The organism is Prevotella aff. ruminicola Tc2-24 (genome assembly GCF_900110895.1).
Classification (GTDB): domain Bacteria; phylum Bacteroidota; class Bacteroidia; order Bacteroidales; family Bacteroidaceae; genus Prevotella.
The window spans coordinates 410,452-424,936 of the sequence record NZ_FOIQ01000002.1 but is presented as its reverse complement, the minus strand read 5'-3'; the positions used below and the strand labels follow the sequence as shown (position 1 = coordinate 424,936).

Here is a 14,485-nt window from a genome sequence, read left to right as displayed (position 1 = left end):
TACGATAACAATGAAGAAAACCCTTTCGACTTTAACACTCGCGGTTCTAGTACTCGGCGTAGAAGCCAAAGTAAGACTACCTCACATCATATGTGATAACATGGTACTACAACAGCAGACCGAGGCTCGTCTCTGGGGATGGACTCAACCCGGCAAGACGGTGAAGGTTACCACTTCATGGGATTGCACAACAACGATGAGCAAAGCTGACAAAGACGGGCGATGGCTCGTAAAAGTAAAGACCCCAAAAGCAAGTTACGATCCACTATCAATCACATTCGATGACGGAGAACCGGTAACCGTCAGTAATGTCGTAGCCGGTGAGGTGTGGGTATGTGCTGGACAGTCGAACATGGAGATGCCGGTAAAAGGATTTTGGCAATGCCCCGTAAAAGACTATAATCAAGTAGTCATTGATGCCGTCAATCACAGAGGAGTACGTTCTGTGAAAATTCCCAGCGTGATGCGTGCTGAGCCACAGGATGACGCTCTATGCGAGTGGAAGACCTGCTCTCCTAATACCGTCGGTGACTTCTCGGCCACTGGTTATTTTTTTGCTCGCACCATACACCAGGCACTGGACATCCCCGTCGGAATCATTGAAGCGAATAAAGGAGGTACGCGCGTAGAAAGTTGGCTAACAAAAGAAAACTTGCAGGAATACACCAACGATCCGACAGATTCCGTTACAATCTGTAAGAAATGGGAATTGTATGATTATCACCGCTCCATGCTCTGGGGAAACGGTACTTTCAACCCCATCCTGAACTATACCATTAAAGGTATCCTATTCTACCAGGGCTGCTCAAACGTCGGTGATTCTGGTAATCAATATGCTGAGCGCCTGACATTGCTCGTTGAGCAATGGCGTTCACAATTTGGATTAGGAGAGATTCCCTTTTATTTTGTTCAGATTGCTCCCTATGCCTATAACGATGATCTCGACGACACCAGCGGTGCTTTGTTGCGTGAACAGCAGCACAAGGCCAGCCAGATGATCCCCAATAGTTCTCTTGTCTGCACAAACGATTTGGTTTTCCCCTATGAATTCTCACAGATTCATCCCGCTCAGAAGCAACAGGTGGGTGAACGACTGGCCTATACCGCGCTCAACCGCGACTATGGCTTTGAAAAAATACTTTATAAGAGTTCGACGTTCAAAGACATGATCATCAAAGACTGTGCCGCCTATATCCATCTGCAGGACAATTACCACAGCGACGCACCTTTTGAGGATATCAAAGGTTTTGAGATTGCCGGTGAGGACAAGGTCTTCTACCCCGCCGAAGCCCAGCACTTTTGGCAACCTGGCGGTAATTACTGGGATGAGGCCATCAAGGTATACTCGCCTAAGGTCAAAAAACCCGTAGCTGTACGTTACTGTTTTAAGAACTTCCAACTCGGTAACATGAAAAACGGGGCCAACCTGCCCCTATTCCCGTTCCGTACCGACAATTGGTAATGTAATCGTTTACTTAGAAATATGAATCATCCATTAGACATCTTTCATTACTGTCCAAAATGTGGCAGTGAGCTATTCAAGGAACACAATTTCAAAAGCAAACACTGCTCGAAATGTGGGTTCACTTATTACCAGAACCCCAGTTCGGCAACAGCCGCTTTTATCCTAAACGAAAAAAACGAGCTGTTGGTCGTCCGTCGTGGGAAAGAACCAGCCAAGGGCACACTTGACCTACCAGGCGGTTTTGTTGACAATGAAGAGTCCGGTGAACAAGGTATGGTACGTGAAATCAAGGAGGAAACGGGTCTCACAATCGATGCCGATAACGTAAAATACCTTTTTTCCATTCCTAACATATACCCCTACTCAGACATGGAGATTCACACACTCGATATGTTCTTCATCTGTCATACATACGAGAGCGTCATGCCACAAGCAGATGACGACGCAGCCGAATGTCTTTGGTTATCCCTTCATGATGTGGATGTTAGGCATTTTGGACTACTCTCTATCCGTCAAGCCGTTCAACGCTTCCTACAAGATAATTGTTAAGAAAACAAAAAATCCTATATATAAATAAGGTGAGAGAAAGTTTTTTGCTTACTTTTGCAGCCCGTAAGAAATAAAAACAAGACGAAGTATGCAGAAAAACTTAGTGATCGTGGAGTCTCCAGCCAAGGCAAAGACCATTGAGAAGTTTCTCGGAAAGGACTTTAAGGTCATGTCAAGCTATGGACATATCCGCGACTTGAAGAAAAAAGAACTAAGCGTCGATGATAAGACGCTTGAGCCAGAATACGAGATTCCCGAAGAAAAGACCAAGTTGGTAGCCGACCTGCGTTCAAAAGCAGCCAAAGCCGAAAAGGTCTGGCTCGCATCCGATGAGGACCGTGAGGGAGAAGCCATCTCATGGCATCTGTGCGAGGTGCTTGGGCTCGACAAGCAGAAGACCAACCGCATTGTCTTCCATGAAATCACCAAAACGGCTATTCTTGATGCCATTGAGCATCCTCGCCATCTGGACATGAACCTGGTGAACGCACAACAGGCACGCCGTGTGCTTGACCGTATCGTCGGCTTCAAACTGTCACCCGTCTTGTGGAGGAAAGTCAAGCCTGCTCTCTCTGCCGGTCGCGTGCAGAGCGTGGCTGTCCGACTAATTGTTGAGCGTGAACGTGAGATTCAGAACTTCAAGAGTGAAATATATTATAGTGTGAACGGTATCTTTGCTGTCACCAACCCCGACGGTTCGGCAACAGAGGTAAAGGCACTATTGGGTTCACGATTTAAGACAGAGAACGAAGCGATGGCCTTCTTGGAGAAGTGCAAGGAAGCTACATTCACCGTAGAGAGTATCACAAAAAAACCAGTCAAGCGCACACCGGCGCCTCCTTTCACCACGTCCACCCTCCAGCAAGAGGCTGCCCGTAAGCTCGGCTATACGGTCAGTCAGACGATGATGGTAGCACAACACCTTTATGAGAATGGACGTATCACTTATATGCGTACTGACTCTGTCAATCTCTCGAATCTCTGTCTCGGTGCCAGCAAGGAGGAGATTGCTAAGCTATATGGCAGCAACTATAGCAAGCCCCGTCAGTATCACACCAGCGCCAAGGGAGCACAAGAGGCACACGAAGCCATCCGCCCAACATACATGGATCAGGCTGAGATAGAAGGAACTGCACAAGAGAAGCGACTGTACGAACTGATTTGGAAACGCACGATAGCCAGCCAGATGGCCGATGCAGAGATTGAAAAAACCACCATTAACATTCAGGTCAGCGGATGCGACGAACAGTTTGTTGCCCAGGGTGAACTGGTGAAGTTCGATGGATTCCTTAAGGTCTACCGTGAATCTTCCGATGATGATGAGCAGATTGACGAGTTCGGACACCTCCTTCCCCCATTGAAGAAAGGACAGGAACTAGTCCGTCGCGAGATTCTCGCCACAGAGCGCTTCAGTCAGGGACCACAGCGATACACAGAGGCTAGCCTCGTACACAAGATGGAAGAGTTGGGTATCGGTCGTCCGTCAACATACGCCCCAACCATCTCAACAATCCAGCAGCGCGAATATGTGCAGAAAGGTGATAAGAAAGGTGAGGAACGCAGCTATTCTCTCTTCCAACTGAAAGGGAAGCAAATCAACCAGAAGACTCGTAAAGAGATGGTTGGCTCAGAGAAAGGAAAACTTATTCCCACCGATGTGGGTATCGTCGTGAATGACTTCTTGATGAAGAACTTCAAGGATATTATGGACTATAACTTCACTGCAAAGGTGGAGCAGGACTTCGATAGAATCGCTGAAGGTGGTGAGAAGTGGACAGACATGATGCACACGTTCTATAACGACTTCAAGCCTACCGTCGAGAAGACCATGAACAGCCGTAATGTACACAAGGCCGGTGAGCGTCTGTTAGGCGTTGATCCCAATAGCGATCGGCCCGTATTCGTAAAAATCGGCCGTTTCGGACCAGTCGTACAGATAGGTACCGCTGAGGATAAGGACAAACCGCTGTTTGCTCAGTTACCTAAAGAGCAAAGCATGGAGACTATCACTATCGACGAAGCACTCGATCTATTTAAGTTACCACGTGAGGTGGGCGAATTTGAAGGAAAACCTGTCACCATCGGTGCCGGTCGCTTCGGTCCCTACGTCCTTCACGACAGAAAATACACGTCACTCCCCAAGGGAGCCGACCCCATGACCATCACCCTCAATGAGGCTATCGCGCTAATTGAGGAGAAACGTCAGCAAGACAATAAGAAGCATCTGAAGATTTTCCTCGAGGACGCGAAACTGGAGGTCCTCAACGGTCGGTACGGTCCCTATCTGGTATACGACGGCAAGAACTATCGTCTGCCGAAGTCCCTTCATGAGAAAGTCGCAGAGCTTACTTACGACGAGTGCATGAAAGTTATCCATGCGACTCCTGTAAAGAAAGGTTGACATGACACGTATTATCCTCGTCGGCTATATGGGAGCTGGGAAAACCACAATCGGCAAGGCGCTCTCACAGGAACTGGGTATTGTCTTCTATGACCTCGATTGGTATATCGAAAACCGTATGCGCAAGACCGTTACCCAGATCTTTGCCGAGAAAGGTGAGGAAGGATTCCGTCTGATAGAGCATAACATGCTCCATGAGATAGCAGAATTTGAGGATGTAATCATCAGTTGCGGTGGTGGAACACCTTGTTTTTTCGACAACATGGACTACCTCAACGAACAAGGACAGGTAATATACCTGAAAGCGACACCAGAGGTACTATACAAACATTTGTTAATGAGCAAGGGTGAACGCCCGTTGCTGAAAGGCAAGAGTCCCGAGGAACTCATTACCTTCATCAGGGAACAGTTAGAGAAACGGGAAATATTTTACAACAAGGCGCGTTACACACTGGATGTCAGTCTGATGGACAATTATGAGAAAATCAAAATCAGCATCGCCAAAATTCGCGAGTTGCTCTCTCTATAACACCTAATCACCCTAACAAACCGATTTGAAAAGTCATGAAGAAATGGACGATTGAAGATTCGAAAGAGCTCTATAACATCACTGGTTGGGGCACTTCCTATTTCGGCATCAACGACAAAGGTCATGTCTATGTCACACCGTGTAAAAACAAGACACAGATTGACATCCGCGAGGTCATGGACGAACTCGCACTGCGCGACGTCACTCCGCCTGTATTGCTCCGCTTCCCCGACATCCTCGACAACCGAATCGAGAAGACGTGGAGTTGTTTCAAAAGGGCAGCCGAGGAGTATGAGTACAAAGGAGAGAATTACGTCATCTATCCTATCAAGGTGAATCAGATGCAGCCCGTCGTCGAGGAGATTATCTCACACGGCAAAAAGTTCAACTTAGGACTTGAGGCAGGTTCTAAGCCCGAGCTCCATGCCGTTATCGCCGTTCAGTGCCAAAGCGATTCTCTAATCGTCTGTAACGGCTATAAAGACCAGAGCTATATCGAACTAGCACTGCTTGCACAAAAGATGGGTAAGAAAATCTTCATCGTCGTTGAAAAACTTAACGAACTGGAGATCATCGCGAAAGTGGCAAAAAAATTGAATGTCCGTCCTAACATTGGCATCCGCATTAAACTAGCCTCCAGTGGTAGCGGCAAGTGGGAGGAAAGCGGCGGTGATGCCAGCAAATTCGGCCTAACAAGTGCAGAACTATTGGAAGCTCTTGAGCTATTGGACAAGAAAGACATGCGCGACTGCCTGCGTCTGATCCATTTCCATATCGGATCTCAAATTACTAAGATTCGTCGTATCCAAACAGCACTCCGCGAGGCCTCACAATTCTATATTCAATTGCATAAGATGGGCTACAACGTTGACTTTGTTGACTGTGGCGGTGGTCTTGGCGTCGACTATGACGGCACTCGCTCACCCTCGAGCGAAAGCTCCGTTAACTACTCCATTCAGGAATATGTCAACGACTGTATTTATACCTTTGTAGAGGCTGCCAACAAGAATAATCTTCCCCATCCGAATATCATCACAGAGAGCGGACGCTCCCTGGCAGCTCACCACTCCGTACTTGTCATCGATGTGCTAGAGACAGCCTCCCTACCAGAAATGCCCGAGGAGTTCGAGCCCGATGAGGAGAGCCATCAGTTAGTGAAGGATCTCTATGATATATGGGACAACCTCTCACCACGGAATGTGCTGGAAGACTGGCATGATGCGGAACAGATCCGCGAGGAAGTGCTCGATCTTTTCAGTCATGGCATCGTCGACCTGAAAACTCGCGCCGAGATTGAGGCCATGTATTGGAGCGTGTGTCATGAAATCAATATCCTTACAAAAGGTCTAAAGCATATTCCAGAGGAGTTGATGAACATCGACAAACTCTTAGCCGACAAATATTTCTGTAACTTTTCTCTGTTCCAGAGTTTGCCAGATTCATGGGCCATCGACCAACTTTTTCCCATCATGCCTATCCAGCGTCTTGACGAACGTCCTACACGTAATGCAACCATCCAAGATATCACATGCGACTCAGACGGAAAGGTAGCCAACTTCGTGACCAACCGCAATAACTCGCACTCCCTTCCTGTTCATCCGCTCAGAAAGAACGAATCTTACTATCTGGGGGTTTTCCTCGTGGGCGCTTATCAGGAGATCCTAGGCGACATGCACAATCTGTTCGGTGACACAAATGCTGTACATATCTCTGAAAAAGACGGTTCCTATCATATCGACCAAATCATCGATGGTGAGACCGTGGCCGAGGTGCTCGACTACGTCCAATACGACCCCAAGAAACTCGTCCGTCAGTTGGAGGTATGGGTAGCCAAAAGTGTTAAACAGGGTAGGATTTCCCTTGAGGAAGGCAAGGAGTTCCTGAGTAACTATCGTTCTGGGTTATATGGTTACACTTATCTCGAATAAAGAAAAAACACAAAAGTGAAAGAGAAAATCACGATAGTTAAAGTAGGTGGTGCCATCGTCGAGGACGATGCCCAACTCACCCAATTGCTCAAGAAATTCTGTACAATTGAGGGGAAAAAAGTTTTGGTACATGGTGGTGGCCGCAAGGCTACAAAAGTAGCAGAAGCTCTCGGCATTGAATCGAAGATGGTAGGTGGACGCCGCGTCACCGATGCCGACATGCTCAGTGTGGTGACCATGGTGTATGGGGGACTTGTCAACAAGAATCTTGTGGCCCGTCTTCAGGCTAATGGAGTGAATGCCATCGGCCTTACTGGCGCCGATATGGATATCATCCGTAGTCACCGTCGCCCCCCAGTTGCGATCTCCGGGGTTTCTACTCTCGTCAATTTCGGCTTCGTGGGCGATGTTGACCATGCTAATGGTGAGATGCTTAGTCGACTGATTGAGGTTGGCATCACACCAGTCATGGCCCCACTGACCCACGATGGGCAAGGGAACATTCTAAACACCAATGCTGATACAATTGCCAGTGAGACCGCCAAGGCTCTGGCGTCTTACTACGACGTGACACTCATCTTTTGTTTTGAGAAGAAGGGAGTGCTCAGCAATCCTGAAGACGATAATTCTGTCATTCCTGTCATCACGCATGCGGACTTCGAGCGCTATAAAGCCGACGGGACCGTTAGCGGAGGTATGCTGCCAAAGATTGAGAATGCACTTTCCGCCATCGATGCCGGTGTGAAAGAGGTAATCATCACCCTTGCTACAGCTATTGACAGTTCCTCTGGCACAACGATCAGATAAACCAAGCCACCAAGGACATAAAAAACAACATAATTTTGCTCTTTGTGTCCATGGTAAAAAAACTCTTATTTATTTGTAACTTTTCCCGTTTTCAAACGTCATTCTATTATAGAGAGGATGAAAAAGATTAGTTTCCGAAATGATATCCTGCCGCTAAAGAACGAGCTCTACCGGCTTGCCTTTCGCATCACTCTCAACGCGGAAGAGGCAGAAGATATTGTACAGGAGACCATGATTAAGGTTTGGAATAGACGCACTCAATGGAATGAGATTGAATCAATCGAGGCTTTTTGTCTGACAATCTGTCGACATCTATCACTCGACAAAAGACGCAAGATGGAAAATCTCAATCAATTTCTAGAAGAGGAAGATTACGACGCGCCAGATCCACATCACTCATCCAATCCTGAGGAACAGGCCATGCAGCAAGATAAAATTCTTCTGATACAACGCCTCATTAACAGACTCCCGGAAAAGCAACGCACAGCCATGCAACTGAGAGAATTCGAGGAGAAAAGTTATAAAGAGATCGCAGCGATCATGGACATCAGTGAAGAACAGGTTAAGGTTAACATCTTCCGAGCTCGTCAGACCGTTCGACAAAAATATATAGATACAGAAAAATATGGACTATAAGTATATCGAACAATTACTAGAACGTTACTGGCAGTGTGAAACCACTCTGCAGGAGGAGTCTATCCTGCGTGCATTCTTCAGTCAGGAGATGCCAGACCTTCCGGAGAACATCCGAAAGTATCAGTTTCTTTTTTCCTGCGAGTTTCAGAAAGAAGAACCTCTAGGTGATGATTTCGATGTGAAGATGCTGGAGATGATCGGCGAGGAAGCCCCCAAGAGCAAGACCATCAGTCTGACAAGTCGTCTGATGCCGTTGTTTAAGGCTGCAGCCATCGTAGCTATCATTCTGACCCTCGGCAATGCTGCTCAGGCTCCTTGGGATCGTGGTTGGGATGACCCAAAAGATGCCTATGCCAAATTCCATGAACAGAAAGGCGATTCTGTCAACGTACTGGGCACCATTCAAGCCGAGAACCTAAGCGATAGTACAAAGGTGAGTGCCTCGGAGCCGGCAAGTTATTACGAATAAGATTTTTCTATGCTTTCTATATATAAATAATCAGTTATTAAAACAAAAGGAAACTGTGAAGTTCCCCATTCTCTCAAATCTTTTTCCCTAATACCAATGATATGAAATGGGCTGCCTCCGAACTATTGGAAGCAGCCCATTTCAACATTTCGAGATTCTATTTCCGAAGTCTTTCATTCAGTTGGTACAGCGAAGGAAGGAAAATACACATTGAGAACAGCAATGCCATTTGGACCGTGTGACTGTTATCACCAAATAGATCGTTAAGTGTCAGCGACGGATCGGGAAAGAAATTGTAGACCACGTACACCACCGTATTATTCACCCAATGATAGACCACTCCAGGAACAATACTATCTGTACGATAATACATCCATCCTAACAGCAGACCGATCAGGAATGCATGTGGCATCTGTGCAGGATTCATGTGAATCAGTGCGAAAAGAACGGCTGAGATACCGATAGCTATCCACGAGTTAGCCCTCACACGAAGCAAAACCCTTAGGACTGCACCACGGAACACCAATTCTTCGCCTAACGGAGCCAATAATCCAACCACCACATAACCCCATCGCTCCTTCATAATGATGCCCATCTGTTCCTCCACAATATTCGGCAAATCTGGCATTTGCTCCTGTAGCCATACAGAAGGGATGATAGCCCCCAAGGCTGCCAATACACACCAAAAGAGAACGTTCCACGGACGTGTACGCACCCAATGTCTAGACAACTCGCTCCACCTCATCCACAAGAACATACAGATAATCAGCACATCCGTTACAGTCAGGGTCACCAACATAAACGATGTACTCATCATCTGTCCCTGACCGCCTGTCAGACGCCAGAGCATAAGAAACATATTAGCAGCCACCAACTTGATGGCTATGAACACGAGTGAGTATAATAACGCTCTTTTCATATCTCTTTTTCATCTTTCTTTCACGCCCAACACCGTCTCTGCCATCCGTCTATCCTCAAACAACTGAGTTTTCAAAGCCTCTGGTGTATCGAAGAAACGTTCTGCACGAAGACGCATTACGAACGACACGCTGAGAGTCTGGCCATAGAGGTCACCCTCGAAGTCGAAGAGATTTACCTCCAATGTCTGTCGTTGACCATTGAATGTTGGGCGCTTTCCGATATTCATCATCGCTGCCCATACCCGACCATCACCCTCCAGCGCTGCCCATACGGCATAGACACCTGCTTCCGGAATCAGTTTACAGGGATCATCGAGCGTAAGATTAGCTGTAGGAAAACCAAGACACCGACCAATATGTTCGCCCTGTGTCACCTTGCCACTCAACTGATAAGGTCGTGTCAGGCACGACGGCATCAGTTCCACCTTTCCCTCCAACAACAGGTCTCGAATTACCGATGAACTGATCGTCCGCTGGCCTCCATCCATCAACACAGCCTCGCCACGACACACCTGCATGCCAAGTTCCCGACCATAGCGAACATAGTCATCAAAACCCTCCGACCGATTCTTGCCAAAACGGTGATCATAGCCTGTGATAAGCGTTTCTACACAGAGTTGATCACGAAGTATCTGTTGCATAAAAGAACGTGCCGACAAAGCGGCCGTTTCTTTCGTGAAAGGAAGTACGACAAAATAGTCTACCCCAAGCCCCTCTACCACCGCTATCTTCTCATCTAGGGTGGTCAACACCTGCGGTTGGAATGTCGGATCCAATATTTGTCGTGGCTGACGGTCGAAGGTTATCACCACAGAAGTGAGACTCTGTGTCCGCGCTTTCTCAACCACCAGCCCAATTAACTGTTGGTGCCCACGGTGCACACCATCGAACACCCCGACTGTCGCCACGGTGGGAGAGAGAATCTTTTCTTCCTGGTTCAACCAAATCGTCTTCATCGGAGTGCAAAGTTACGAATAATTACAGAATTTCGAGTAAAAAGCCCGTTTTTATTTGGATATTTCATGAATTTCTTGTAACTTTGCAACCCAAATCCCGGACTTGTAGCTCAGTTGGTTAGAGCAACAGACTCATAATCTGGAGGTCCCAGGTTCAAGCCCTGGCTGGTCCACCATTCTAAGCCGAGCATTTTATGATGAAAAAAAAGGAGTGGATAAAATGTGGGGTTGCCGCTTTCTTATGTCTGATGGCAACTGGGTGCTCAAAAGAATCCGGATTATCAGGAGACGAGGAATTCACTGAGAATTTCAGAACATTCGTTATGGGTGGCAAGGCGATTGATACCCATCAGACGTGGAGTACCGTTGTCAGCGTGCCTGTGAAGATTATTGTCGACTTCGGTAACACCGCTGACTATACCGTCTATATCTTTCAGACACCACCACTTTACGACACAAAGGCTCTTTATATCGGCATGGCTAAGGTAAAATCCGGAACATCAAAGACCATCTATGTTACCAAACCCGCCAATACAGGATTATTCTATGCCGCCTGTTATGACAGTGACGGACATGCCGTCTGTCGGCCGTTCCCTATAAGCACCACAGATACAGAATTGACCTTCACGGGAAAGATTCCCGACACGACGACCAACATCATTCCAATCGGCGGCAACAGGTGGAGCATTACGGAAAAGGAAAGACCCAATCTGACGCACTATATCACTGGTACATTGCCGGAGGTTACCGATGTCATGGACCAAGCAAATGGAGAGGCGATGCACATGAGACTCAGCTCCGATTACACGGGTTTCATTCCCAACCTGGCCCTCTATGAGGGACAGTCGCTCTACGTCACCAGTCAGTGGACGCTAAGCATGAACCAACAGATCTCCAACGGCAACGTACTTATCATCGGCGATGGAGGTGAAGTGGTTATTCCAAAAGACTATAAGCTCACTACGAAATCACTCGGCAGTAACAGCAAGTCGGGTGCTATCTATGTCCTACCCGGTGGAAAAATCAGTGGAGAAGGAAGCGTCGAGTTCACCGACAACGAGAGCGAGTACCACTATAATGGGGGAACGATCATGGTCAATAACCTCCTTCTCTCTGGCGGTCTTCTGTATAATATCGGCACCATCGGTAATCCAATTATCACAACCACAAGTATAACCTCTTCAATTGATGCTAACGGTCAGAATGGCAATCTTATCAACCGAGGCTATACCTACCTTACACAGTTCAATGGTAATAATCTAGCCATCCAGAATGGTGGCTACCTAAAAGTTAACGGTCCGTTGCAGTTGAGCAGTAGCTCCCTGATGGATGACGGGAGCTATACCGAATGTGATGCTCTAACCCTCAATGGCAGCAGCAACGGTGATAAAGTTCTCTATATGGGCAATGCAGCCTATCTGAATTGTCTAGGCGATGTGAGCATCAACAATTTTGGAGTATGGGGACCCACTGGTGACAACTATCAAAGCAATGCAATCTTCAAGATTTCAGGCTGCAGTTATTGCACAACCACCGACGGTCAACCCGGAACATATATGCTTGATCATGTGGAACTTATCACACCACAGAAATTCCCGACCGTGTTCGACAATGGTGCAATGAACATTTGGGATAGTTCCATCAAAGGCATCGGTACTGGCAAACTGCAAACCTCCTTCTCCGGTTTCTATAATTTGTATATGCTCTACCATTGGTTCAATGGCTATGAAGGACGAATCCTTAACACTGAAAACTATCAATGGACAACCGATAACAACGACAAAAACAATTTCGAATGGAATAAAGAACTGGCACCGCATGCCTCAGGTGTGGAAAGTCTCCGACAAACATGCCTCTACAGTACATCACCCTCCTATACCTATACGGGAATCGCCAGATTCCGGAAGGAAAGTGTAACCACACCTTCCAACAACTGTGTGTACTATGCCTTCGAAACGTTAGAAGACAAGACAAAAGACTACGATTTTAATGATCTCGTGCTACGTGTCAATACACCTATCGACAACGGTGATAACACCTATACATCCACCGTTCAGATTATGTGCGTGGGCAACACCATCAAGACCAACGTGCTATACAACAACGAGGTGTTTGGCAATGAGATACATGCCACCATCGGAACGGCCGTCACGACACCTATTAACGTGACCGATGTACCACGTGTGTTTCGTAAGTTTGGAACAATTACATTCAACGCTGCCGACAATAGAATCGACCAACTGCCTTTTTCCATACAGACCGAGGATACTAACGGCAAGGTAACACTCCTAAAACCAGATGTCAGATCTGGCGAAGCACCATTATTTATCGTCATCAACGGTGATGTCAGGAGTCGTTGGTTCTGGCCTATCGAGGGCACAAATATCGGCATTGCTTATCCGCAGTTCAGCAACTGGGGTGCCAACATGCAAAGTAACGTCGATTGGTACGACAGCACCAACGCCGCCGTCAACAGAACCGTCGTCTGGGAATAAAAGAGATTAGAAAACCCGGGTAGGGGTTGCGTATTTGTCAAGATACCAGTCCAGGAATCTGTTACGGTCCATCGCCCACTCTCCGAACGAATGTCCCTCGGTGGCATAGGCTCCGAAAAGAATACTTCCGTTAATAATAAAACCAATGTTCACGCCTTCAAGAGGCCAGCGGAATGTACCCGACGGAATTCTAAAGGCCCACGGTAATTTAGCGATCTTCGCACCTGTATAAGGATAGAGCACCTGGGCATTTCGGTACTCATACATATGCACCTCCCAACGCCCGCCGTTGAACTCTTCTACGATAAAAGGATCTAGTTGGTCGAGCGACAACCTGTTCAGTAGCTTTTCATCTTTAAATGTTACAACATAGGTTATCTCACGAGGGACCATCATTTGACCTGTACCACCCGTGTTTTTCGTCACATTGTACTTCTTCCGTCCAATCATCCCAAAGTTGTCGTCTAACTCTTCGCCTGTTGCCCAATGGGCATCCACAAAGAGATTAAGTACAGCCTCATCATGCCGCCCTTTCGCAAAAAGCGACTTGTCTGTCAGCACATACATCATCTGGTCGGAAATCGTCTTACCATTGGTAACGTTGAACGATATATTATTCACTGTCGACACGCTCTCAATATCGTCATACTTCACATCCACCAAACGTAGACAGGCTCCCACCTGCTTACTAGCACCCACGGCAGCTAGTGTCACATGGTAGCGCATCTCCATCTTGCCAGTCCGCTCCTGCGAGATACGCATAACCACATCGTTATAGTCATAATCACCAGGTTTAGGATACTCTTCCTCAAAACAATATGTATATACCTGTGGCTGTGGTTCATACGAGATACCATCACCTTTAAGAATGGGATTACTGAAAGTAATGACACCCTGTTCATCCGGAGAAAAAACCTCCAACGTATACTTTCCATTCTGGTCAATGAGGGCAGCATAAAGGGTGGCAAGCGTACTTGGATAGGAGATACTGATCATCCTTTTCTCTCCATCGGTAACATATACCTGTCCCACCAGTTTGGCATCACCGCTTTGGCGGGGGTTCGCTGTCAGTATCTGCACCTTCTCCGCGTTCATACCTTCTGGGACCATGATAAGTAAATCCTTCGCTGTTGTCAACACCCAACTATGATCCTTGTCTATGGAGTCTACAGGACAGACACTGTCAAGCAATTCCTCATATCTCTCCTCGTCGAACACATCCCGATGACAGGACACGCCTGTTAAAACCATGGCACAGAATGCAACCAATGATATCCACGTAACTTGTTTCATTACCCTCTTTTTCGTTTTGGGCAAAATTACAAAAATT

General features: G+C 47.1%; 12 protein-coding genes and 1 tRNA gene. 10 read left to right on the top strand and 3 right to left on the bottom strand.

What is annotated here, in order from left to right; translation table 11 throughout:
• The first annotated feature begins 10 nt into the window (after window positions 1-10).
• The 8 genes from BMY63_RS06005 (at window position 11) to BMY63_RS05970 (ending at window position 8,784) form a co-directional block, all read left to right on the top strand.
• Window positions 11-1,462: a sialate O-acetylesterase gene (locus tag BMY63_RS06005; RefSeq protein WP_091900165.1), complete on the top strand. Its 1,452-nt coding sequence runs from the start codon at window positions 11-13 to the stop codon at window positions 1,460-1,462.
• 21 nt (window positions 1,463-1,483) lie between these two features.
• Window positions 1,484-2,014 carry an NUDIX domain-containing protein gene (locus BMY63_RS06000; RefSeq protein WP_091900166.1) on the top strand — a complete coding sequence of 177 codons (531 nt, stop codon included), beginning with the start codon at window positions 1,484-1,486 and terminating at the stop codon, window positions 2,012-2,014.
• An 88-nt stretch (window positions 2,015-2,102) separates the two neighbouring features.
• Entirely contained in the window at window positions 2,103-4,415 is a 2,313-nt protein-coding gene (gene topA / locus BMY63_RS05995; protein WP_091900167.1) for a type I DNA topoisomerase, read from the top strand.
• Window position 4,416: 1 nt separating this feature from the next.
• On the top strand, window positions 4,417-4,944 hold the full coding sequence (locus tag BMY63_RS05990) for a shikimate kinase (protein ID WP_091900168.1): 528 nt from the start codon (window positions 4,417-4,419) through the stop codon (window positions 4,942-4,944).
• A gap of 35 nt (window positions 4,945-4,979) precedes the next feature.
• On the top strand, window positions 4,980-6,872 hold the full coding sequence (gene speA, locus BMY63_RS05985; protein ID WP_091900169.1) for a biosynthetic arginine decarboxylase: 1,893 nt from the start codon (window positions 4,980-4,982) through the stop codon (window positions 6,870-6,872).
• Window positions 6,873-6,887: 15 nt separating this feature from the next.
• Window positions 6,888-7,679 carry an acetylglutamate kinase gene (argB, locus tag BMY63_RS05980; RefSeq protein ID WP_091900170.1) on the top strand — a complete coding sequence of 264 codons (792 nt, stop codon included), beginning with the start codon at window positions 6,888-6,890 and terminating at the stop codon, window positions 7,677-7,679.
• 117 nt (window positions 7,680-7,796) lie between these two features.
• Window positions 7,797-8,315: an RNA polymerase sigma factor gene (locus tag BMY63_RS05975; protein WP_091900171.1), complete on the top strand. Its 519-nt coding sequence runs from the start codon at window positions 7,797-7,799 to the stop codon at window positions 8,313-8,315.
• Window positions 8,305-8,784 (top strand): hypothetical protein, encoded by a 480-nt coding sequence (locus BMY63_RS05970; RefSeq protein ID WP_091900172.1) that lies wholly within the window; start codon window positions 8,305-8,307, stop codon window positions 8,782-8,784. Before BMY63_RS05975 ends, BMY63_RS05970 begins: the two co-directional genes overlap by 11 nt.
• A gap of 157 nt (window positions 8,785-8,941) precedes the next feature.
• On the opposite strand, the gene BMY63_RS05965 is transcribed toward BMY63_RS05970, so the two are convergent.
• Both BMY63_RS05965 and ribF read right to left on the bottom strand, forming a co-directional pair.
• The gene (locus BMY63_RS05965) at window positions 8,942-9,703 is read right to left on the bottom strand and encodes a CPBP family intramembrane glutamic endopeptidase (protein ID WP_091915362.1); all 762 of its coding nucleotides are present in this window, start codon (window positions 9,701-9,703) and stop codon (window positions 8,942-8,944) included.
• 9 nt (window positions 9,704-9,712) lie between these two features.
• The gene (gene ribF, locus BMY63_RS05960; protein WP_091915360.1) at window positions 9,713-10,660 is read right to left on the bottom strand and encodes a riboflavin biosynthesis protein RibF; all 948 of its coding nucleotides are present in this window, start codon (window positions 10,658-10,660) and stop codon (window positions 9,713-9,715) included.
• A gap of 99 nt (window positions 10,661-10,759) precedes the next feature.
• Between ribF and BMY63_RS05955 the strand changes: the two genes are divergently transcribed.
• Window positions 10,760-10,836 (top strand) — tRNA-Ile (locus BMY63_RS05955).
• Window positions 10,837-10,854: 18 nt separating this feature from the next.
• Window positions 10,855-13,155 (top strand): DUF4842 domain-containing protein, encoded by a 2,301-nt coding sequence (locus BMY63_RS05950; RefSeq protein WP_143065736.1) that lies wholly within the window; start codon window positions 10,855-10,857, stop codon window positions 13,153-13,155.
• 6 nt (window positions 13,156-13,161) lie between these two features.
• Here the strand turns inward: BMY63_RS05950 and BMY63_RS05945 are convergent, their stop codons facing one another.
• The gene (locus BMY63_RS05945; protein WP_091915356.1) at window positions 13,162-14,448 is read right to left on the bottom strand and encodes an LruC domain-containing protein; all 1,287 of its coding nucleotides are present in this window, start codon (window positions 14,446-14,448) and stop codon (window positions 13,162-13,164) included.
• Window positions 14,449-14,485: the final 37 nt, after the last annotated feature.